General features: G+C 37.5%; 22 protein-coding genes. 17 read left to right on the forward strand and 5 right to left on the reverse strand.

Annotation, left to right across the window (positions count from 1 at the left end; translation table 11 throughout):
* Positions 1–123: 123 nt before the first annotated feature.
* Positions 124–3396 carry an Eco57I restriction-modification methylase domain-containing protein gene (locus CJ305_RS01315; protein ID WP_099644429.1) on the reverse strand — a complete coding sequence of 1091 codons (3273 nt, stop codon included), beginning with the start codon at positions 3394–3396 and terminating at the stop codon, positions 124–126.
* 412 nt (positions 3397–3808) lie between these two features.
* Here CJ305_RS01315 and CJ305_RS01320 point away from each other — a divergent pair, with 412 nt between their 5' ends.
* Both CJ305_RS01320 and CJ305_RS01325 read left to right on the forward strand, forming a co-directional pair.
* Entirely contained in the window at positions 3809–4207 is a 399-nt protein-coding gene (locus CJ305_RS01320; protein ID WP_099644430.1) for a hypothetical protein, read from the forward strand.
* 80 nt (positions 4208–4287) lie between these two features.
* Positions 4288–4722, forward strand: a complete 435-nt coding sequence (locus CJ305_RS01325; RefSeq protein WP_099644431.1) for a JAB domain-containing protein — start codon at positions 4288–4290, stop codon at positions 4720–4722.
* A gap of 200 nt (positions 4723–4922) precedes the next feature.
* Here CJ305_RS01325 and CJ305_RS01330 read toward each other — a convergent pair whose 3' ends face one another.
* A complete protein-coding gene (locus CJ305_RS01330) occupies positions 4923–5180 on the reverse strand; it encodes a helix-turn-helix domain-containing protein (protein ID WP_223248771.1) in 258 nt (85 codons plus the stop codon).
* An 87-nt stretch (positions 5181–5267) separates the two neighbouring features.
* On the opposite strand from CJ305_RS01330, the gene CJ305_RS01335 reads away from it, so the two are divergent.
* The 10 genes from CJ305_RS01335 to CJ305_RS01380 all read left to right on the forward strand — a co-directional run bounded on the left by CJ305_RS01335 (position 5268) and on the right by CJ305_RS01380 (position 12100).
* Positions 5268–5759 (forward strand): hypothetical protein, encoded by a 492-nt coding sequence (locus CJ305_RS01335; RefSeq protein WP_099644433.1) that lies wholly within the window; start codon positions 5268–5270, stop codon positions 5757–5759.
* A gap of 182 nt (positions 5760–5941) precedes the next feature.
* Complete coding sequence (locus CJ305_RS01340) at positions 5942–6373, forward strand: hypothetical protein (protein WP_099644434.1); 432 nt, start codon at positions 5942–5944, stop codon at positions 6371–6373.
* Positions 6374–6695: 322 nt separating this feature from the next.
* Positions 6696–6998 (forward strand): helix-turn-helix domain-containing protein, encoded by a 303-nt coding sequence (locus CJ305_RS01350; protein WP_099644436.1) that lies wholly within the window; start codon positions 6696–6698, stop codon positions 6996–6998.
* On the forward strand, positions 6982–7863 hold the full coding sequence (locus tag CJ305_RS19565) for a DNA adenine methylase (protein ID WP_223248772.1): 882 nt from the start codon (positions 6982–6984) through the stop codon (positions 7861–7863). Before CJ305_RS01350 ends, CJ305_RS19565 begins: the two co-directional genes overlap by 17 nt.
* On the forward strand, positions 7856–8908 hold the full coding sequence (locus CJ305_RS19570; protein ID WP_223248790.1) for a DNA adenine methylase: 1053 nt from the start codon (positions 7856–7858) through the stop codon (positions 8906–8908). Before CJ305_RS19565 ends, CJ305_RS19570 begins: the two co-directional genes overlap by 8 nt.
* Positions 8908–9939 (forward strand): DUF7226 domain-containing protein, encoded by a 1032-nt coding sequence (locus tag CJ305_RS01360; protein ID WP_099644437.1) that lies wholly within the window; start codon positions 8908–8910, stop codon positions 9937–9939. The genes CJ305_RS19570 and CJ305_RS01360 overlap by 1 nt, the downstream gene beginning before the upstream one ends.
* Before the next feature lie 155 nt (positions 9940–10094).
* On the forward strand, positions 10095–10565 hold the full coding sequence (locus CJ305_RS01365; protein WP_099644438.1) for a cupin domain-containing protein: 471 nt from the start codon (positions 10095–10097) through the stop codon (positions 10563–10565).
* Between the two features lie 103 nt (positions 10566–10668).
* The gene (locus CJ305_RS01370) at positions 10669–11058 is read left to right on the forward strand and encodes a hypothetical protein (protein WP_099644439.1); all 390 of its coding nucleotides are present in this window, start codon (positions 10669–10671) and stop codon (positions 11056–11058) included.
* Positions 11059–11204: 146 nt separating this feature from the next.
* The gene (locus CJ305_RS01375; RefSeq protein ID WP_099644440.1) at positions 11205–11402 is read left to right on the forward strand and encodes a helix-turn-helix transcriptional regulator; all 198 of its coding nucleotides are present in this window, start codon (positions 11205–11207) and stop codon (positions 11400–11402) included.
* 11 nt (positions 11403–11413) lie between these two features.
* On the forward strand, positions 11414–12100 hold the full coding sequence (locus CJ305_RS01380) for a TVP38/TMEM64 family protein (RefSeq protein ID WP_099644441.1): 687 nt from the start codon (positions 11414–11416) through the stop codon (positions 12098–12100).
* Here the strand turns inward: CJ305_RS01380 and CJ305_RS01385 are convergent, their stop codons facing one another.
* Positions 12101–12460, reverse strand: a complete 360-nt coding sequence (locus CJ305_RS01385) for a hypothetical protein (protein ID WP_143469331.1) — start codon at positions 12458–12460, stop codon at positions 12101–12103.
* Between the two features lie 148 nt (positions 12461–12608).
* Here CJ305_RS01385 and CJ305_RS01390 point away from each other — a divergent pair, with 148 nt between their 5' ends.
* From CJ305_RS01390 to CJ305_RS01405, 4 genes are all read left to right on the forward strand, one after another.
* On the forward strand, positions 12609–13388 hold the full coding sequence (locus CJ305_RS01390; protein WP_099644443.1) for a lysophospholipid acyltransferase family protein: 780 nt from the start codon (positions 12609–12611) through the stop codon (positions 13386–13388).
* Positions 13385–14065 (forward strand): HD domain-containing protein, encoded by a 681-nt coding sequence (locus CJ305_RS01395; RefSeq protein ID WP_099644444.1) that lies wholly within the window; start codon positions 13385–13387, stop codon positions 14063–14065. Before CJ305_RS01390 ends, CJ305_RS01395 begins: the two co-directional genes overlap by 4 nt.
* Positions 14066–14474: 409 nt before the next feature.
* The gene (locus CJ305_RS01400; RefSeq protein WP_099644445.1) at positions 14475–15461 is read left to right on the forward strand and encodes a ribonucleotide-diphosphate reductase subunit beta; all 987 of its coding nucleotides are present in this window, start codon (positions 14475–14477) and stop codon (positions 15459–15461) included.
* 150 nt (positions 15462–15611) lie between these two features.
* On the forward strand, positions 15612–18134 hold the full coding sequence (locus CJ305_RS01405; protein ID WP_099644878.1) for a ribonucleoside-diphosphate reductase subunit alpha: 2523 nt from the start codon (positions 15612–15614) through the stop codon (positions 18132–18134).
* A gap of 284 nt (positions 18135–18418) precedes the next feature.
* On the opposite strand, the gene CJ305_RS01410 is transcribed toward CJ305_RS01405, so the two are convergent.
* Positions 18419–20671 carry an inorganic phosphate transporter gene (locus CJ305_RS01410; protein ID WP_099644446.1) on the reverse strand — a complete coding sequence of 751 codons (2253 nt, stop codon included), beginning with the start codon at positions 20669–20671 and terminating at the stop codon, positions 18419–18421.
* A gap of 267 nt (positions 20672–20938) precedes the next feature.
* Between CJ305_RS01410 and CJ305_RS01415 the strand changes: the two genes are divergently transcribed.
* Positions 20939–21298 (forward strand): toxin-antitoxin system YwqK family antitoxin, encoded by a 360-nt coding sequence (locus CJ305_RS01415; RefSeq protein WP_099644447.1) that lies wholly within the window; start codon positions 20939–20941, stop codon positions 21296–21298.
* 84 nt (positions 21299–21382) lie between these two features.
* On the opposite strand, the gene CJ305_RS01420 is transcribed toward CJ305_RS01415, so the two are convergent.
* On the reverse strand, positions 21383–21676 hold the full coding sequence (locus CJ305_RS01420) for a TIGR03643 family protein (protein WP_099644448.1): 294 nt from the start codon (positions 21674–21676) through the stop codon (positions 21383–21385).
* Positions 21677–21875 lie beyond the last annotated feature (199 nt).

Here is a 21875-nt window from a genome sequence, read left to right on the forward strand (position 1 = left end):
TCTAGATGAATCTTTCTAGAGTTAAAATCTTTAGAAACAGGATATGTAGTTAATTTGGAATCTGGATAATTTGCATCAAAGAAAGATATAATATCAGGGCTAAGCCAATTTTTCTCTATTTACTTATTCAGCTCCAAATATTTTAGGTGTTAATATCTCAATTTCAACCTCTGTAGAATCAATTTTTTTATTGTTTTTGTCTTTGTAAAATTGATGAGCATCTTTTGATAATTTAGACATTGTTAAATGATCTTTATTTGATTCATCAAACTCAGGAATATTTATATTTTTTACAATATCTACTCCTTTTTGAATATCTATTGTGTAAGCCTCAATTATTTCTCCAATAACTCTAGAATTTAAAATTCCACATAAATAATGAGCTTCTTCCTCCGAATTAAATGAAACATATAGAACTTTGGAATCAGATAAAACAAGTTTATTTCCTAAATATTCATCATCAACTGATGATACAACAGCTGCAGTCATTTCTTTACTCTGTTCTCTCCATAATACCTTATAAGGCATAAATGTATAGTCTCCAACATTATCAAGTCTATACCAAGGAAATTGGTCTTTGTCGAAAAATTTTCCGCTTCTTATTCTTGTTTCAAGTAATAAATCTTTAAAATAAAATAACCAATCGTAAGTCTTTTTATATTTAACTTTTAAAACCTTGTCTTCAATACCTCTGTATTTTGATTTTCCTGTGGAATTATGGGGCACAACTATATATAAATAAGAATTTAAACCCCATTTATCTATATTTCTTCCTCCAGCCATTGGATAAACTAGATCTTTCTCTACAACACCAGGAAAGACACCTAAATCTTTTGCTTTCTGTAATCTAGATCTTTCAATTAAGTTTTCAATATGAATATTGTTCCCAACTGTTTTTTTAATATCTACAAGGTAAATACCTTTTGCTCCACAAGGTTCTATTCCTTTTCTTCCTTTATAGGGGGATTTTCCTAAATATTTTCCAAGATTAACAAACAATGAATTTTTTATAGTAAGCCAAGGACTTCTTAGATTATTATTTATTGGTTGAGCCGAAAGTTTTTCAAACCCCATTTTCTTTTTTACTGTTGAATAGCTATCTTCAAATGAAATCTTGTTAGATGAAATATTGTAACATTCGAAATAGTTTTCCATAGGATATGTCATTTTTGAATTTTTTTCAAAGACATATACAGATGTTCTATTTGAAGCTTCACCTTTAAAAGGATTTACTTTAAGCATATCATAAACTTCTATTATAGAAAAGGGAATATTTAATCCATCTCGGGATATTATAAATTTTCTAAAACCTTCACCACCTTTTAAAGATTTGACAAATGTTTGTGGTAAAACAAAGGAAGTTAGACCATTATCTTTTAAATAATGATCTACACAAACATAAGTTACAGCCATTGCAAAATCATCATGACTTGTGATCTTATCATAAGCACTTTTTTCAAATATTCCGTAGCTTAACCATATATCTAAAGTAGCTTTTCTATATGTGTCAGACATTGCTTTCCAAGTAATCCAAGGTGGATTACCTATTATAACATCAAATTTGCTTTGTGAAAAAAGAGGTGCAAATGAGTTTTTCAAAATAATCGGCCAGAAACCATTTTTACCACTTAAATGTAAATTGTATAATTTGTCATAAAATATTTTTGCATATTCAATCTGCTCTGAATTTAATTTGATTTTATTTTCTGAAATCAATAGTTTATGAAATTCATCAAATGACGTATAATCTTTAAGAATACAAGAGGAAGTAGTTTTTAAAAAGTAATCATTTTCTTCTCGGGTACTAAAAACAGGAATCTCAAATGCTCCAACAACTGTATTTATATCTATTGAATGTTTCTTTTCTTTTTGTTTAGCGTGAACTGTTGGAACCAGGATAGAATCACACATATATACTGGAATTGTAATTTCCTTTTCTAACTGTGTTATATCACCCAAAGCTAGAATGTAATTTGCTTTTGCCGAAATAACTGCAATTGGATTTATATCAAAACCTACAATATTTTTTGTGATATTATCTATTAAATCTGTTTGACTTATTTTCCCTTTATGCTTTTCAGAAAATTGTTTGACTAAATGTGTCAAAAAAGCTCCCGAACCACAAGTTGGATCCAAAATAGATGTATTAAGTCCACAATCATATTTAGATTTTTCAATTGTGAAATCAACTAGCCAATCTGGTGTATAATATTCGCCAAGTAAATGCCTTAAGCCTCTCGGTATTAAGTCCGAATAGATTTTTTTTAGAACGTCTCCAACAACTTCAGGTTTAATTACAGAAGCTGTTGTCTCAAAAGTATCTAACTCGGTAATAATATCATTTATGAAATCCATTTTTAAATCCTCTGCAAGAACAAACCATTCAAAAAAATGAATTTCAAAGAAATTATCTATATAATAATTAGTATAATGATTTCCTGAAAACAAAGATGTAAGCTCATTTTTATATTTTGGTTGCTTAGCTTTCTCAGTTGGGTTTGTTAATGACTCAAGTAAATTGTGGACTAAAAGCTTTATTACAATGCTATAATAAGTCTGTAGGACAAAAAGGGTGTGCCTGATTTCCATATTCTTTGGCAAAGAATACATCTTAATTAAATCATCCTTATACTTTGTGAAATCTGTTTCCTCTTTTCCGTAAATATCACCAAATATCCTATTCCACTCCTGAAATAATGTTTCAATTCTTGTGTTTGAATTTTTATTACTATTTAATAGTTCATAGAGGTAAAGAATACTATTTTTTGAAATATCAGAACTTGATGAAAATGATTGCAAAAGATTTTCTGAAGACAATCTTTTTCTTTTGGTAGATCTTATAAAAAGGAGTAATTTCTTCACTCCTAAGTCAAAATCAGTTATTTTTTCAATTTCATAAGTAAGCTCTCTCTTATTTTGAATATGCTTTGGAAATTTTTTTGTTTTCCTGTTTACGAGTAAATCAATTACGTTAGTATCTTTTTTATATCTAAAAAAAATAAAGGTTTTTCCGTCAAAGGCAACTCCTACCTTTGAAAGTAATATTTGTTCAAAATATGTATCATCTCCTTTTCCTAGTTCATCTAAACTAAAATTTACCAAGTAAGAATATAACCCCCTATCCTTATCATCTCTTCCATATATTGCCTCATCTTCACCTACTTGTGATTTGAATTTTTTGGGTGTTTTAAATTCAAAAATAATATCAGAATAAATACTGTCCGCTCTTCCTCCTTGAAGTGAAGAAACTTCACTTGAGAACGATTTCTTTAGCCCATAAAAATCAGAAATACTATCAAGAAAAATATTTGTATTAATTCTTACGTCCTCTTCATTTTGTGAGTTTAGACTATTGTTTTTAAACTTGGTTATTATTTTACTTATATCAATTTCCATTTAATTTCAATCTTGTTTTAAGTCAAAGATAAATTTTTAAATCACCTCGTGTAATTTTAGTTCTGGTTTTACATTAAACGAATCATCTGAAAATTTCTATTAGGGAAGTTTAAATTGTGATATAGCCTTTTTAAATAAGGATTTAATCAGATCAGTGCCCTGGATTTAACTCAAATATTTTTTTTAAATTTTTTGTGAAGTTTAAATAATACGTGTATGTGATATTCCTTCAAATCTACCCCACCCCTTTCAAACCGCACTAATTACCCCCACCCATTAGTGCAGGGATAAACTTTTCTGTACCTGAATAAATATTAATTCAATTTATAGTCTTTTCAGTCTAGTCATTCATCTAGTCTTTTAAGCTATAGTTGTATTGATCAGGTTTTTATCAACTCAAATATTTTATACAATGGTTAGAATTGTTGGATTTAAACAAAGAGAAAAAGAGGATGGTACACCATTCTTTATTTTAGAATTACAGGGAGGCATTGAGATGACTCTAAGTAAGGAAACAGGGCAGTTTTATGCTACAGCTAAAAAGGCTTACGTGACAAGTACATTTGATGAGCAAACTTGTAAAGCTTTAGTAGGTTCTGAAATGCCAGGATCTATTCAAAAGAAAGAAGTAGAGCCTTACACCTATGTTGTACAGGAAACAGGTGAAGAACTAATACTTCATCACAGATGGGTATTTGTACCAGAATCTGATAATACAGCTAAAGAAGAAAAATTAGTTAATCAGCTAATGGCAGATGACTCTATTTTTTCTAACAATGGGGTTCCTGAATTAGCTCAACAGGCTATTTAATTATTAATTAATCCTTCCACATTTGTTGAACCACTATACTAGGTGTTTTACAGATTTGGAAGGATTTTTATTTTTTACTTATGAAAGCTGCAGAAATAAAAGTGTCCTATATAAACAAGAATGAACAAAAGATAAAAATATCAAGTAGTAGTTCTGCTTATGAGTTAATACTAAACCATTGGGATCTCAACATCATAGATTTTATGGAAGAAGTGAAGGTAATACTACTCAACAGAGCCAACACAGTACTTGGAGTATATGAATTATCAAAAGGGGGTAGTACCTCTTGTGTTGTAGATGTTAAGATTATTCTTAATGTAGCAATTAAAGCACACGCAAGTTCAATAATCCTGGTACATAACCATCCATCCGGACAGGTAATTCCTAGTGAGACAGACAAAAGACTTACTATTAAGCTCAAAGAGGCCTGTAAAATGGTGGACCTTGAACTGCTAGATCATTTAGTGATCTCTAGAGACTCTTACACAAGTTTTAGTGATGAAAATCTGTTATAATTTAATGTGTGTAGATGTGCTTACATATCCCTCTAAAACATACTTATAAAGGATAAAGCAAATAGTGTAGATATAATATTATAGCGGAATTTTACATTCTAGTGGAGTAAATCAGCTCCATTTAGAATAGATTCCTTGGTATATATCTTTTTGTATAGTTGTATTGGGGATGCAGAGCACTAACTGCCTAATAGCCAAAACTATTTTCCTGTAGTTGAATAATCCAGCAATTGAGGTAAACTTACATCTAGTGCTTTAGCTATTCTATAGAGCGTAAATAGGGTAGGATTGTTCCTGCCAGATTCTATTCTAGATACATTAGTTACATCAAACTCACCTAGCATCTTAGTAATTAAGTCAAACTGAGACAGACCTTTCTGCTCTCTAATACGCTGGATATTCTTTCCAACATTTTTGAGGAGCTCAGCTCTTATATTATCTAAATCAGACTCTTTCACACTTGTCATATTTGACAAGTCAAAGCAACTGATTATATTGTAGAACTATATTGCCATATATGGCAACCTAACCTAATCTTACTAGTAATGAAACAGATTTTTTATGTTGTAGTAGCACTTTTTATGTATACTCAAGTTAATTCCCAAACCTTGGAGGAAACTTCAGATTATTTAGAATACATCATTGAAGAAAACCCACCATTTCAGGGTATGTCTACTGAATTTAAGGTAGTAAATACAAGTGATGGAGATAGGTTTACGTATGTTATAGAATTACGTGAAGGGGATAAAATATTAAACTCAAAAACCAGCCTTGTTTATTTGTCTGAAATTAAAAATATCATACTTGATGTGGCAAATTATGAAGGCCACGTAAAATATCAGTTAAGGATAGGTTTAAAAGCTGATAAATTAAACTCATTTGCAGTAGCCTATGGTAACTCTATGAATGCTGTACCTATAGATGAATTAGTAATTGCATTACCAAATAATGAGGTTTTAGCTAATAAAATTAAAAGTGCACTGATGCATCTTTTCAAATTAAAAAATTTAAAAGTGTCAGATTTAAATATGTTTTGAGTCTTAGTTATGAGTAATAATGAAGATGGACACGAATTTAGGTTTATATTGTGCTCAATGCTTGCAGCCATTTATAGTTGGTACTTAGTAGATCCAAATTCATTTACAGGATACATTAGGTGGTTTTTGGGTACAATTATTTTGTGGATAGTATTTTGGTCAATATTAAAATTCCTTACCAAATGAATGTTTTAGACAGTATTCCATATAGAGTTGGCTCAACATTCGAGGAGCACAATGTTAGCCTGGAATTTTTGAAGGAATTTAATGCAGATTCAAAATACTATGCTAGTTATAGATATTCTGAACTATATCTATTTGGTAGGGCTTTTCAAGCAGAATGTTATCTCCATTTTTGGAAGGGAGTATTAAATACAATTCAATATAAAATCCATAAGGAAAACTTTGATCTTTTTAGAGATTCCTTGAATGAAGAGTTACCAGTAGATAAACCATTAAAAAGAGATCTGTACAATGAAAGATTTGCACTAGAAAGCTATTGTAATGGTATAGCTGTAGGATTGACTCAGTTGAATGAGAATTATTTTATGCTGAAAATATCTAAAAACCCAAGCTTACCTCGAATTAAATCAAATAAAAGCAATAGGTCTTAACACCTATATTAATTAAATAATATTAACCATAAGGCATACAATTAGGTTATACTATTATGTTAGTAGAAATGCACACCAATACAAGACCTTTAAATATAGGGGCTGAGTTAATCAAAGGGTCCTTGGTTCGAGCCCAAGAGGGGGAGCAAATTAAGCCTGTAAACATACTGTTTACAGGCTTTTTTGTTTTTAGTCGGCTTGGTTTAATTATTCAATTTGACTTCAATAATAAATCCTATTTACTTTAGTTGTTTAAATTGCCAAAAAATGACATTACTTTTTTATATTAGTCAAAAAATGACAAGTCTAAATTTGTACAGGCATGAGTTTTGGTCAAAGAATAAAAGAGTTAAGAGAAAATAAGAAACTGTTGCAACGTCACTTGGCTGCAAGTTTGGAAATAGATACCCCTATGTTCAGTAAAATTGAACGTGGGGAAAGAAAAGCGAAAAGAGAACAAGTATTAAAACTCGCAAAACTTTTAGAGACTGATGTCGATGAATTATTGACAGCTTGGCTTGCCGATAAAATCTATGATCTTGTTAAGGACGAAACAACCGCTGTGAATGCAATAAAAGTTGCCGAAACTACATTAAAATACTCTAAAATTGAAAAACAATTATAAAGGAAGAATAGAGTCAAATTTTTCTACCGTAAATGAGCCTCTTGGGTTATTTCCTAAGAATGTTGGTATAAAACCTTTTTTAAAATGGGCTGGTGGAAAGACTCAATTATTAACTGAGCTTAATAAATATGTTCCCAATACCTATAATAAATATATAGAACCATTCATTGGTGGTGGTGCAATGTATTTTAATCTTAATGCAGAAAAGTCAATTATAGCAGATTCTAATGAAGAATTGATTATAACTTACAGTCAAGTCAAAGAAAACGTAGAAAATGTAATTGAACATTTAAAGACATTTGAACATAATGAGGTTTTTTATTATAAAATCAGAGGTGTTGACCCAGAGGATTTTGAATACAGTTATAGAGCAGCAAGATTGATTTATTTAAATAAGACGTGCTTTAACGGTTTATATCGTGTAAATAAAAAAGGGCAGTTTAATGTACCATACGGTAAAGGAAAGGGTAGCTTTTTAAATGAAGATGTACTTAGAAACTCAAGCGAATTTCTTAAGGAAACAATGATAGTTAAAGGTGATTACCTCTCTGTTTTAAATGATTTTGCTGATGAAGGTGATTTTGTTTTTTTAGATCCCCCATATTATCCGATAGGAAAATATTCAGACTTTCAGCGATATACTAAAGAATTTTTTTATCACGAAAATCAAGTACAGCTAAAAAAGGAATTTGACAGATTAGTAAATAAGGGTTGCAAAGTTGTACTAACAAATTCTGATCATGATATTATTATTGACTTGTATTCAGAATATCAAATTGATATAATTGAAACTAGAAGAATGATTAGTAGTAATTCAAAGACTAGAAGAGGTAAAGATATAATAGTTTCAGGTGGATATGATTGATAACCAAATTGAAATAAAAGAATTTATTAATCAATTCGAATATTTCCCGGGTACAAGATTCATGGGGAGTAAGAATAAGATTATATATGAGCTATGGGAATATTTCAAAGAAATTGAATTTGAAAGCTTCTTAGATGTATTTGCGGGTAGTAATGTTGTTTCCTACTTTATGAAAACAAAAGGGAAAAGAGTTATTACTAATGACTTTATGAAAATTAGCTATTTAGCTTCAAAAGCTATTATAGAAAATGCCAACGTGAAAATTAGTAAAAGGGACCTAACATTTTTGTTAGATACCTCTTCAAGTGAATCTTTTATCTCAGATAAATTTGAGGGTTTATATTTCAGTGATGAAGAAAATAGGTTTCTTGATCAAATTAGAGGGAACATTGATTTACTTGAAGATGAATTTAAACAATCAATTGCCATTTCTGCTCTCGTAAGAGCGTGTATGAAAAAAAGACCACGTGGGATATTTACTTTTATAGGTCATAGATATGATGATGGAAGAAAGGATATCCGTAAATCTCTTAAAGATCATTTTATTGACAATATATCTAGCTTTAACAACGCAGTGTTTGATAATGAGAAAAAATGTGAATCAAATAATATGCTCAGTCAAGAACTGAACAAAACAGCTGATCTCGTATATTTAGATCCCCCATACTACTCTCCTAAATCGGATAATGATTATGTTCGAAGATATCACTTTGTGGAAGGGCTGGCCAAAAAATGGGATGGATTAGAAATCCAAGAACATACAATAACCAAAAAATTTAAAAGTTACCATTCACCATTTTCTAAACGCGAATCTGCCTACAGTGCATTTCATTCACTGATTGAAAGACATAAGAAATCTATCATAGCTATCTCCTACTCTTCAAATTCAATACCTACGAAAAATGAGTTAATAAAAATTTTGAAAAATTACAAAGAGGATGTTGTCGTACACGAAATTGATCACACCTATTCTTTTGGTAATCAGAATAATAAGAAAGGAAATAAGGCAAATAGAGTCAAAGAATACCTATTTATTGCAAAATAATGAGAGTACCAAGTGAAGAAATACCACAAGCGGATAATCTCGTAGATGTTATTCGAACCATAGTTGCAGTATCTCAAGGAGCTAGAACATATCAGCAAATAGCAGGCGCTATTGAAAAGGTTGAGCGTCAAGGGCGTTATTACCGTAAAGCCGCTGAGATTATTGGTTTGATCGTTACTCCAAGTCAAAATCAGTCTATTTTGACTCAACTTGGTCAAGTATTCATTCAAACTAACCCAACCTTAACTAATCCGATATTGCTTCGAGGAGTTTTAAATTCTCGAATTTTTCAAAGAATTATTCCTTATCTGGAAGCAAAAGGTAATTTGGGTGTCAGCAGACAGGAATTTGAGATGTTTCTCAGAGGAACAGCAGATTTGGGAGCAAATACAATGGCTCCAAGAAGGATAAGCACGGTCATAAGTTGGCTAGTTGAGTTGGAAATAATTGTTATCCATAATTCAAGATATATCCTTTCGGCTCAAACAATTAATCAACGGGTTGATAGTATCCAATTTGATAATCCTGACGAACCATTATTGCCAGGTACAAATGATTTGAATGAATATACGACTGTTGAACAGCGAAGCTCGTCTGCACAAGAGACAATTATTTCTTACAGAAATAGTGCGGCTTTAGAAAGAGCTGATAACGCCCATAGGCATTTAGTAAATCTTACTTCGGAAAGAATCCGAAATGCTAATGCACTTCCAAAATTCAATCAGCTCATCGATCTTGCCACACATATCAATAACAAGGATTATATTTTCGAAATGAAGTCCACAACTCACGGAAATGAAAAATCACAAATAAGAGCAGGATTGAGTCAACTTTATGAATATAGATACCTTCAAAATAAACCACAAGCTAAGCTCGTACTGGTTTTAGAAAACCCATTAAGCGCAAATGAAATTTGGAGACAAGACTATCTAGAACAAGATAGAGATGTCTATTTAATATGGGATGGCAATAATGAACTTTATGGTAATGAAAGAACGCGTCAAGATTTAGATTTTCTTGGACTTTTATAGTGCTAAAGTAAAACTTCAGTTCTCAAACTTTAACTAAAAAGTTGCTAAGAAAGTCGATATACAAATAAAATTATTGCTCGAGCTAATTGAATGTAGAATATGTGCTTTCCTATCTCACCCCAATTCCCTAATTTCTTACTCCTAAAACATTCCCTATGAAAAAACTTGCATTCCTGTTACTTGCGCTTCCGGTATGGGTAAGCGCACAAAGCACTGCGTATACGGTTACTTCCTATAACGAAGAGGGGACCAAAGCGCCCAATACGCATTATCTGGGTGAGGCTTTTTTAAACAGCCTGGTACGAGCAGAAGGCGATCTGGAGTATAACATTACCAAAGCAACTTTTAAGGCCAACTCCACGCTTGACTGGCATAAACACGCCACGCCGCAGGTTTTGGTGGTGGTAGACGGCGCCGGTTATTATCAGGAGCGGGGTAAAGATCCCATACTTATGAAAGCCGGTGATGTGATTCAGTGTGCAAAAGACACTGAGCACTGGCACGCCTCGTCAAAGTATCACGATGTGACCTATCTCGCGATTTACGGCGAGCAACCCACCGTCTGGACCGAAGTCTTAACCCGCGAAGCCTACGACGAGGTAGCAGAGCAGCTTTTCAAAAACTAAAACCGGGCGGCCATTCTAAAAATTTTAAATGTAAAGCTTGCTTTACATTTATTTTTGAGTATTTTTGTCAAGTACACTTTACATTAATCAAAAATCAATCAGTATGAATTCTCAAGTAATTGCCTCCCGTAACAAATTGGCCAAATGGTCAATCGCCTGGGTTTTGACCACGGCTTTAGTCACTTTTGGCTCCCAGTTTTTATGGGAAGCCCGGTGGATCACCATTATCGCGATCCTCTTAAGTCTGGCAGTCGGCATCGGGATGGTCCTGGCCAACCGTGATTTTGTGAATGCCGGTGACGAGCTGCAGCGCAAAATACAATTGGAGTCTATGGGCTTAACCCTGGGGCTTTCGGTGGTGTGCGGTATCGCGTACTCGCAGTTAGACACCACAAACCTGATTAAGCAGGACGCAGAGATCGCTTTTCTTATTCTGTTTATGGGGATCACCTACATTTTGTGTGTATTCTTTAATGCCCGTAAGTATTCCTAAGCACTAATTCAGGAAGGCTTCAGTACGCAATGTTCAGTCTGAGCCTTTTGAAAACCAGTCCTTTGGGAGCACCTACAAAATTTAGTACCTGACCGGAGCACCAATTTAAATCAAAGGCAACCGGTCTCTAACTTAAAATTTCGCAATTGAAGAATACGATAAAAGACTACCGTGCCCGCTTCAATATGACGCAGGAAGATCTGGCTCAAACCATAAACGTCTCGCGCCAGACCATTAATGCGATTGAAAAGGGTAAATTTGACCCCAGTCTGCCTACGGCATTTCGCCTGGCGGCTGTTTTTAAATGCAGCATTGAGGAGTTGTTTCGCTTCGAGGCTGAGTAAGACCAAGCACTATGCAAAAAAACATACTAAGCCTGCTTCCCAAAATCCTTTCGGCTTTACTGGTGGTAGGCCTGGTGTTATCGTATTTCTTAATTCCGGAGGCCAAAGAATTTTTTAACGAAGCCTGGTCTGTTTTGACAAGCGGGGACGAAAAGCGCATTGAAGAATGGGTTTCCGGCTTTGGCTGGGCGGGTCCTTTGGTACTCATCGCCGCTATGATTGCCCAGATGTTTTTGATCGTCATTCCTTCGGTGGCGCTTATGGTGGTTTGTATTTTGGCTTACGGTCCCATCTGGGGCAGTTTGCTGGTTTTTGTCAGTATTTTTTCGGCCTCCAGCATCGGGTATCTTCTGGGAAAAGTTTTCGGCGCAGGCCTTATCAGCAATCTGGTGGGTTCTAAAACCGAAGATAAACTCGAGGATTTTATTGAAGAATTTGGTTTTTGGGCTATAGCGATCACCCGGCTCAATCCGTTTCTGTCTAATGACGCCATCAGTTTTGTAGGCGGAATTTTAAAAATGAATTACCTAAAATTTATAGGTGCTACGCTGGCCGGGATTGCCCCGCTAACCCTTTTTATCGCTATTATGGGCGAAAGCACAGACGGCCTGAAAAACGGAATGCTCTGGGGATCTTTGGTAAGCCTGGTAATCTTTGGGTTTTACGTGTGGTGGAGTAAGCGGAAGCGCAACAGCTAATTACCACAATTTCAAAAACAGAAACACTGCGGCAATAAGAATGCTGTAGAAAATGAATTCGCCTGTTTCAAAACCGGCAAACAATCCGCGGAATCGGCGTGTTGCAGGCGCATCCTCTGCCGGAATTTCCACATAAAAGTTTTCAAAAGGCCAAAACCCATCAAGTTCCTGCTCACGTTGCCCAACTTTACTAAGAGCAGGAGACTCTTTGGAGGTATCGGTTAATAAGAAAAATTCAAAACAGCTGTGATTTTTCTGAAAATCAAAACGTGGTGAAATTCCGCAGCAATTAACCATAAAAGCAATGCTATTTAATGCAATAAACAGCAGGGTAAGGCGGATGCAAAGTGCGTTATTCATACCTAAAGCTTTGACACAAATGTAGGGGTATAGCTCTGTCGGGGTAAGGGGAATTTCCCCCATAATCTTAAAAGGTTCTTAAAACTAGCTGCTTTTAAAATTGGCGTTATAGCTTGTGAATGCGTTACTTTGTATTTTTTAAATCAGAATGAGAAAGATTTTCGCCTATCCGCTAAGCGTGTTGTTTTATCTGGCTTTTGGTCTTACCATTTGCGTCTTTCACCCCATACAATGGGTGTGCTATAATTGGTTTGGTTATCAGGCACATAAAAAGAGTGTTGATTACCTCAATTTTAGCATCATGCGCTGCCTCAATTTGCTGGGCACGCGTTTTACGTTTACCAACCCGTATACCATTAAGCGTGATCAGCCCATCATCATTGTGGCTAACCATCAGGGGCAGTGGGATATCCCGCCGCTCATCTGGTATCTGCGTAGGATACATCCCAAATTCATCAGCAAGATCGAATTAGGCAAAGGCATTCCCAGTATCTCGTACAACCTGCGAAAGGGCGGTTCGGCTCTTATAGATCGAAAAGACAAGCGACAGTCAATACTCGCGATCCGCGATTTAACCCGTACGCTTAATGCAACCAATAGGTCTGTGGTGATTTTTCCCGAAGGAACCCGCAGTAAAGATGGTGTACCTAAAGAGTTTGCAACCGGCGGACTCATAACCCTATTTAAATCAATGCCTACGGCGATTGTGTTGCCGGTGACTATTGAAAATTCATATAAACTGATGCGTTGGGGTGGTTTTCCGCAGGATATTGGCGTTCACGTAAAACATACGGTGCACGAGCCTATTCCGGTTGCGGGAGCAGATCCTGAGGCTCTGGTAAAACAGGTGCAGGATGTGGTTTTGGGTACCTTTCCCGAGGTACGCAAGCATCAGTCTAAATCAGTAATTCCACAAACCAGGCCATGACCGAAACCGTATCCTTGCATCCCGAAGACCTGAAGCTCATAGAGCGCACCCGTGATTTTGTAAAGGAAACACTGGCTAATGCCGAAGGCGGTCACGACTGGTTTCACATTTTGCGGGTGTATAAGAATGCCCTGCATATTGCCAAAGGCGAAAAGCAGGCCGATGTGCTAACCTTAGCGCTGGCAGCTTTACTGCACGATATTGCCGATTCTAAGTTTCACGACGGTGACGAAGAAAAAGGACCCAAAATGGCGCGGGCTTTTCTGGCAAAAAATCACGTGGATGAGGTGCGTTTGGAAGCGGTGGTGAAGATTATTGAAAACGTCTCCTACCGGGGCGGACATAAGAAAAGTGATTATACCAGCCTGGAGTTGCAAATTGTGCAGGATGCAGACCGGCTTGACGCGATAGGTGCCATAGGCATCGCCCGTACCTTTAATTACGGGGGTTTTAAAAACCGAAAACTTTACGATCCTGCCCTAAAACCCGATCTGGAAATGAGCGCCGAAGATTATAAAAAGTCTGAAGCTCCTACGATTAATCATTTCTACGAAAAATTACTGCTGCTTAAAGACCAGATGCATACGCAAACCGCAAAGGAGATCGCTGAAGGCCGCCATGCCTTTATGCAATCTTTTTTAGAACAATTTTATGCCGAATGGGAGGGCGTTAGGTAAGTTTATTCTAACTTAGAAGGCCTTAATTTCTCAAAGTCAAAAAACGCAATTTTCAGTACTTTTTTTGACAACTTTTCCCGGCCAAAATTTCAAAAAGTTTACAAAAGTTGACAACTTTTAGATTTTTCAGAGCTTCTTAATTTTCATTTTTAAAATCGCATTAGCGCCTATGTTTAAAGGTGTGAGGCTCTTAAACCGGACTTCATAATTTAGAATAATTATTTATACAATTAATTGATATACAGATTTTTAAATTAAAAAAGTTAAAGCTTCCGGGCTTTGTTGTCAATCAACCATGTTGACAACTTTGTTGAAAACGCAGTGCGGTTTTTTGGGTCTGCTCTTCATTTTTTTTCCAAATTTGTTAGTCCCTAGTGATTAGAAAAGTTAACCAAAAAATTTACCGAAAATGAGTAGTGCAGTAGAGCCGATTTTACAGGAAAACAGTAACCGATTTGTCATTTTTCCTATTCAACATCCAGATATTTGGGAATGGTATAAGAAATCTGAAGCCAGTTTCTGGACCGCTGAAGAAATCGACCTGCACCAGGATCTTACAGACTGGACCGCAAAACTCAATGACGACGAGCGTTATTTCATCAAGCACATTCTTGCTTTCTTTGCTGCGTCAGACGGTATTGTAAATGAAAACCTGGCTGAAAACTTCGTTAACGAAGTACAATATTCAGAAGCCAAGTTTTTCTATGGTTTTCAGATTATGATGGAAAACATCCATTCTGAAACCTACTCGCTGCTTATCGACACCTATGTGAAAGACGAGAAAGAAAAAGATATGCTGTTTAATGCGATCGAAAACTTTCCGGCGATTAAGAAAAAAGCAGACTGGGCATTGAAATGGATTGAAAGTCCTTCGTTTGCCGAGCGTTTGATCGCTTTTGCTGCGGTAGAAGGTATCTTCTTTTCCGGTGCGTTTTGTTCCATTTTCTGGTTGAAAAAGCGCGGATTGATGCCGGGTCTTACTTTTTCTAATGAATTGATTTCCCGTGACGAAGGTGTGCATTGCGACTTTGCGGTACACCTGCACAACCACCACCTGATTAATAAAGTTTCAAAAGAGCGTATTAAAGAGATTATCGTTGATGCCCTTAACATAGAGCGCGAGTTCATCACCGAATCGCTTCCGGTAAGCTTAATCGGTATGAATGCGAAATTAATGACCCAGTACCTGGAGTTTGTGACCGACCGTTTGCTTGTTGAACTGGAGTGTGAGAAGGTTTACAACGTGACCAATCCGTTTGACTTTATGGATATGATCTCGCTTCAGGGGAAAACCAACTTCTTTGAAAAACGAGTAGGAGAGTACCAAAAGGCCGGCGTTGCCAGCGGTAGCGGTGGTAAGGAAGGTTCAAAAATCAGTTTTGACGCTGATTTCTAAACCCACCATTGTCAATTAGTTTGGCCTAAGCCAAAATCAGAATATACTTTAGCTTGATTAGGGCAACAGTTGCGAAACTGCCGCCGCAAACCATTATTTTCTAAAAACGACCGCGACATCGTTTTAGAACACCTTAAAAACCAAAACCTTATGTATGTAGTTAAAAGAGACGGCCGCAAAGAACCTGTAATGTTTGATAAAATTACAGCGCGCATCAGAAAGCTGTGTTACGGCTTAAACCCACTTGTTGATCCTGTGAAAATTTCGCTTCGCGTAATTGAAGGATTGTACGATGGGGTAACCACCAGTGAATTAGATAACCTGGCTGCAGAGGTGTCGGCTACCATGACGACCTCACATCCTGATTATGCTAAGCTTGCCGCTCGCGTTTCGGTCTCTAACCTGCATAAAAATACCAAGAAGTCTTTTAGTGATGTCGTGACCGATTTGTATGAGTACATCAATCCGCGTACCGGGCAAAAAGCCCCGCTTATCGCAGATGACGTGTATGAGGTGATTATGAACAACAAGGAAGAACTAGATTCTTCCATCATATACAGCAGAGATTTTGGTTACGATTACTTTGGTTTTAAAACTTTGGAGCGCTCGTACCTGCTAAAGCTTGACGGTAAAATCGCCGAGCGTCCGCAACATATGTTGATGCGTGTGGCTGTTGGTATTCACCTTGATGATCTTGATGCGGTGAAGGAGACCTATGAGTTGATGTCGAAAAAATACTTCACGCACGCAACACCTACTTTATTCAATTCAGGCACCCCAAAACCACAAATGTCTTCGTGCTTCCTACTCGCGATGCAGGATGACAGTATAGATGGTATTTACGATACACTGAAGCAAACCGCTAAGATTTCACAAAGCGCCGGAGGAATAGGTCTTTCTATTCACAACGTGCGTGCAACGGGTTCTTACATTGGCGGTACTAACGGTACCTCTAACGGAATTGTGCCGATGTTGCGTGTATACAATGACACCGCGCGTTATGTAGATCAGGGTGGCGGTAAACGTAAAGGTTCGTTTGCGATGTACATCGAACCCTGGCATGCCGACATTTTTGACTTCCTCGATCTGAAGAAAAACCACGGAAAAGAAGAAATGCGCGCCCGTGATTTGTTCTACGCAATGTGGATTCCCGATCTGTTTATGGAGCGTGTACAAAACAACGAGGAGTGGACGTTGATGTGTCCTAACGAGTGCCCTAACCTGTTTAACGTACACAGTGAGGAATTTGAAAAACTGTATTTGCAGTACGAGTCTGAAGGAAAAGGCCGTAAAACCATAAAAGCCCGCGAGCTTTGGGAGAAAATCCTCGAGTCGCAAATTGAGACCGGTACGCCGTATATGCTGTATAAAGATGCCGCAAACCGCAAATCTAACCAGCAGAATTTAGGTACCATTCGTTCTTCAAACCTGTGTACGGAAATTTTAGAATACACCAGTCCGGACGAAGTTGCGGTATGTAACCTAGCTTCCATCGCATTGCCTATGTTCATTAAAGACGGGCAGTTTGACCATAAAGAACTTTTCAGAATTACCAAGCGTGTTACCCGTAACCTTAACCGCGTAATTGACCGTAACTACTATCCGGTAAAAGAAGCTGAAAACAGCAACATGCGTCACAGACCTATAGGTCTTGGAGTACAGGGACTGGCAGATACGTTCATCAAATTAAGACTTCCGTTTACTTCTGACGAGGCTAAAAAACTGAATCAGGAAATCTTTGAAACCCTTTATTTTGCTGCTGTTACGGCTTCAAAAGAAATGGCTATTGAAGAAGGTCCCTATTCAACCTTTAAAGGATCGCCTATTTCAAAAGGAGACTTCCAGCACAACCTGTGGGGTATAAAAGACGAGGAACTAAGCGGTCGTTGGGATTGGGCAAAATTGCGAAAAGAAGTAATGGAGCACGGCGTGCGTAACTCGTTGCTGGTAGCGCCTATGCCAACTGCCTCAACTTCTCAGATCTTAGGAAACAACGAAGCCTTTGAGCCCTATACTTCTAATATCTACACCAGACGTGTACTTTCGGGAGAATTTATCGTGGTAAACAAGCACCTGCTTGAAGACCTGGTTGCTTTAGGCTTGTGGGATGAAGAATTGAAGCAGGCGATTATGCGTGCCAATGGTTCTATTCAGCATATAGACGGTATTCCTGAAGATTTAAAAGAATTGTACAAGACCGTTTGGGAATTGAGTATGAAAGACATTATTGATATGTCCCGCCACCGTGGATATTTCATTGACCAGTCGCAGTCGCTTAACCTGTTTATGGAAAATGCGAATTTTGCGAAACTTACTTCAATGCACTTTTATGCGTGGAAGAGCGGCCTAAAAACCGGAATGTACTACCTGCGTACGAAGTCGGCTGTTGATGCGATTAAGTTTACCTTGAATAAGGAAGTTAAAAAAGAGCCCACAGCAGAGCGCCAGGTTGCTGAGCGAGCTGCTGAAACCCTTAAGGCCAAAACACCCGTACACCGTCCTGATTCGGTTGAGGAGCGTGCAGAGCCATACGAAGCGGAAGCTGTTTCTGCAAGTGTAGCGCCAAAAGCTGAAGTGAATACAGCGCCTATGAGTGCCGAAGAAATGCGTGCGATCATCGCGCAGGCGAAGGCTGCAGAAGGCGATGACGACTGCCTGATGTGCGGTTCATAAGCTGAGTTTAGAGTTCAAATTAAGTAGTTAAGTGAAAATTACCCCATCTGGTTTCAGATGGGGTTTTTTATTGGGCTTTCTTTAAGTAGTGTACGCAGCCTAAACCGGACTATTAGCAGCTGTTTGTGAAACTGATTTATCCAATTTAGACTTCCAGCTAAGCCCAGACCGTAATAATTCGCTCTGAAGGAAACAGGCCGCCAAATAGACTTTTATCAATGATTACAAACAAAAAAAGCGCATCCCGTGATGAAATGCGCTTTGCTGTTTACGTGCACGTGAGGTTAGTTGGTTGCTCCGTGCTTTTTATTTTCAATGTAATAATGCTCAAGCAAATTCATCGTGGCTTTTACCAGATCTTCCGTTTCCTGAAGAATGCTGAAATACAGCATCGTATTTTTAGGACTCGAGTCGCTGTTGCGGGTACGTTCTACCTGCTTTTCAATCTTCACCGAAATACTTTCAAGCAGGTTTTGTTTTTCCTCTAAAATCGATACGATTTCGCCAAAATTCTTGGCTTTAAAGGTATCTTCTATTTGTGAGAAGAGCTTATTCAGCTTGGTTTCGATCTCCTTGAGGTCTTTAAGCTGTGTAAACTTAAGTCCCTTATGGTTGTTGTTGAGGTGATCGTAACTCGCTGTGGTAACAAACTCTATAGACTGGGTTACGTCCTGCAGATAGCCTAAAACGTCAATGTAAAAGCGACTCGCCTGTACATGGCTTTCATCCAGATTCTTGATGAAATAATACAGGTTATTTCGCAATTCTTCAACCTCGTCGTTAAGCTTGGTAATTCCTTTTTTACTCTTACGCAGTTTGCCCAGATCAACCTTGGCTAAGCCTTCAATGGTCCCAACATACACCTTATTTCCGCGTTTAAAGGCAGAAGCTACGTTGGTGGTACTTTCATTGATTATACCCTGAATAGAGCTGCTCACGGCGCGTAGCAGGCGGCCTTCTTCAGCTTCAGCTTCAGAACGCTTGCGATGGTTCATATAATTACGTACCAAAATGGCGATAGCAGCTGCAAATAAAAGGAAGAGCGCGATGCTTCCACCTTTATACAATACGAAAGCCATAATTCCGGCAGCGGTAAATGCACTGATAGCCGTCATAAACCAGCCACCTATTACATTGAGCACACCCGCAACCCGGTAAACGGCGCTTTCGCTTCCCCAGGCACGGTCTGCAAGCGAACTACCCATCGCTACCATAAAAGTCACGTAGGTGGTACTTAGCGGTAATTTAAGCGAAGTCGCCATAGAGATCAGTACGCTGGCAACCATAAGGTTTACCGCGGCACGTACCAGGTCAAATGCCGGCATATCTATTTTAGCAACACGCGTTGCCGGTTTAATTTTAGCAAAACGCGCTTCGATATAGTCTTTAGAGCTTTGTGGCAATACAGACATAAAGGCGGTATTCAGTTTCATCGCTCCGCGGACCAAAGATCTGGAGATAGCATTGGCTTTAAAGCGCTCGTGGCCCTCATCCTGACGGGCAAGATCTACCGAGGTTTTAACAACCCGGCGGGCTTTTTTAGAAAACCAAAGAGTCAAAATCATTACCAGACCGGCGACCAGAAGGAGCATAGGCTGAGTAGGCACTTTTTCCGCCAGCGATTCCATAGTAAAGGAGCTGGCAGGTTCACCGCTTGCAAGCCAGATATCGTATGAATTATAGGCAGCCATAGGCACACCGATAAAGTTTACCAGGTCATTACCGGCAAAAGCCATCGCAAGGGCAAAAGTCCCTAAAACGATAATCATCACATAAACATTGAGTTTAAAGGCTTTGATAAGCAGGTAAGAAACCGCAAACCACACGATAAAACTAATGCCTAAAAACGGCCACAGATTGGCGTTAGCCCAGTCCAGAAAAGCACCCTGAACAAAATCGGCACTTTTAAGACCTTTAATGATGATAAAATAACCGATCGCCGCCGTAGAAATACCGCTGAAAATCGCGGCATACCAGGTAGGGCGTTTCGAAAAGTTGAACGTAAGCAACAAACGCGTAAAAAACTGCACCAGCGCCCCTATTGTAAAGGCGATGACTACCGAGAGCAGAATACCCGTTATAATTTCTATGGCTTTGTCTGAATTGATGTATTCCCCTAAATGGAGTAAGGTGTCTGAGTTTCCGGAGAGTTTAATGAAGGTCATACAAAAGGCCGCACCAAGCAATTCAAAAACAATGGAAACGGTTGTAGAAGTGGGAAGTCCCAATGTATTAAAGAAGTCCAGTAGTAAAATGTCGGTAAGCATAACGGCCATAAATATGACCATGATCTCGTCAAAGTAAAACTTCTCGGGAACAAAAATACCTTTACGGGCTACCTCCATCATTCCACTTGAAGAGAGTGCTCCAAAAGCAATACCTACACTGGCAACGATCATAATGGTTTTAAAGCTCACGGCTTTTGAACCAATAGCTGAGTTAAGAAAGTTAACCGCGTCGTTACTCACTCCTACCACAAGATCAGCAATGGCAAGAATGGCCAGAGCGATCAACATAATCAGGTAAATATTATCCATAAAATAGGGAATCTAATAAAGGTGCAAATTTGATAACAATTTTACGTTTTAATGTTATGCAAAAGTTATATAAGGGGCTGAAAAGGGCTGCTTTTTAGGCTAAACAGCAGGATATCAGGAGCTAGTTAATGTTAAAATTTAAATTTATTATACTGAAAATCAGGTGTTTAAATATCCAATGTTAACTCAATGTTACCTAAATGTAAATTTACATTTAAATATCATGTATATTTGTAAAGTAAAGTTTAACCCTAAATACCTATTATTATGAAAAAGTTACTTGTTATCGTTGCCCTTGTAGGTGCTGTAAGCTTTGTTTCTGCACAAGAAAAAAAGAATACGTACGTGAAAGAAGGTAATCTGATCAAAGCGACTTTGTTTTATGATAATGGACAAGTAAGTCAAGAGGGTTACTACACAGCAGATGGTAAATTGCATGGAGAATGGGTTAGCTATGATACAGACGGTAAGAAAACCGCAGTAGCTAATTACAACGAAGGAAAGAAAACCGGAAAATGGTTTTTCTGGGAAGATGACACTTTACGCGAAGTAGATTACAGTCAATCAAGAATCACCAGTGTAAATACCTGGAAGATTGAAGGTGAGCGTGTAGTAAGCAATGATTAAATAAGTCCTGAATCAGGAAACAAATCGAAAAAACAAATGCCTGTTGAGAAATCAACAGGCATTTTCATTTGTTAGATAGAGTATTTAGCGTTTGCTAATTTTATTATGTGTAATGTGTTTTTGCCGCGAGCTTTTAAAGGTGCCTTTTTCAAAATCGCGTAATGCGGCATGCTTTGTTGATCTGCCCTGCACACGCTCGCGCCACATTCTAAAACTTGAAGGTTTCATCTGACGACGCATCAATTCTATGACTTCCTGCTCTTTAAGACCAAACTGAAATTCAATAGCGTCAAAGGTGGTGCGGTCTTCCCAGGCCATTTCGATAATGCGGTCCAGTTCGCGATCTGTAAAGCGTTCGGAATAGGGGGTAGTACTCATTATTATTTTTCTGCGTAAGTTAAAAACTTCGGTTCAAAGAGCTGAGGTCTAATATACAGATTTGCAAAAGCTTAACGTTTCTAATCATTCTTTAACACAACGACTTAAAATACGCAGCATTAGCCTAAAAGTTTATGATTTATTTATCTAAGCCGGCTGTTTAGCAATTCAAAAGACTATTAATTTTGTTCGCATCAGC

It is taken from the genome of Leeuwenhoekiella nanhaiensis, from assembly GCF_002744755.1.
Lineage (GTDB): Bacteria > Bacteroidota > Bacteroidia > Flavobacteriales > Flavobacteriaceae > Leeuwenhoekiella > Leeuwenhoekiella nanhaiensis.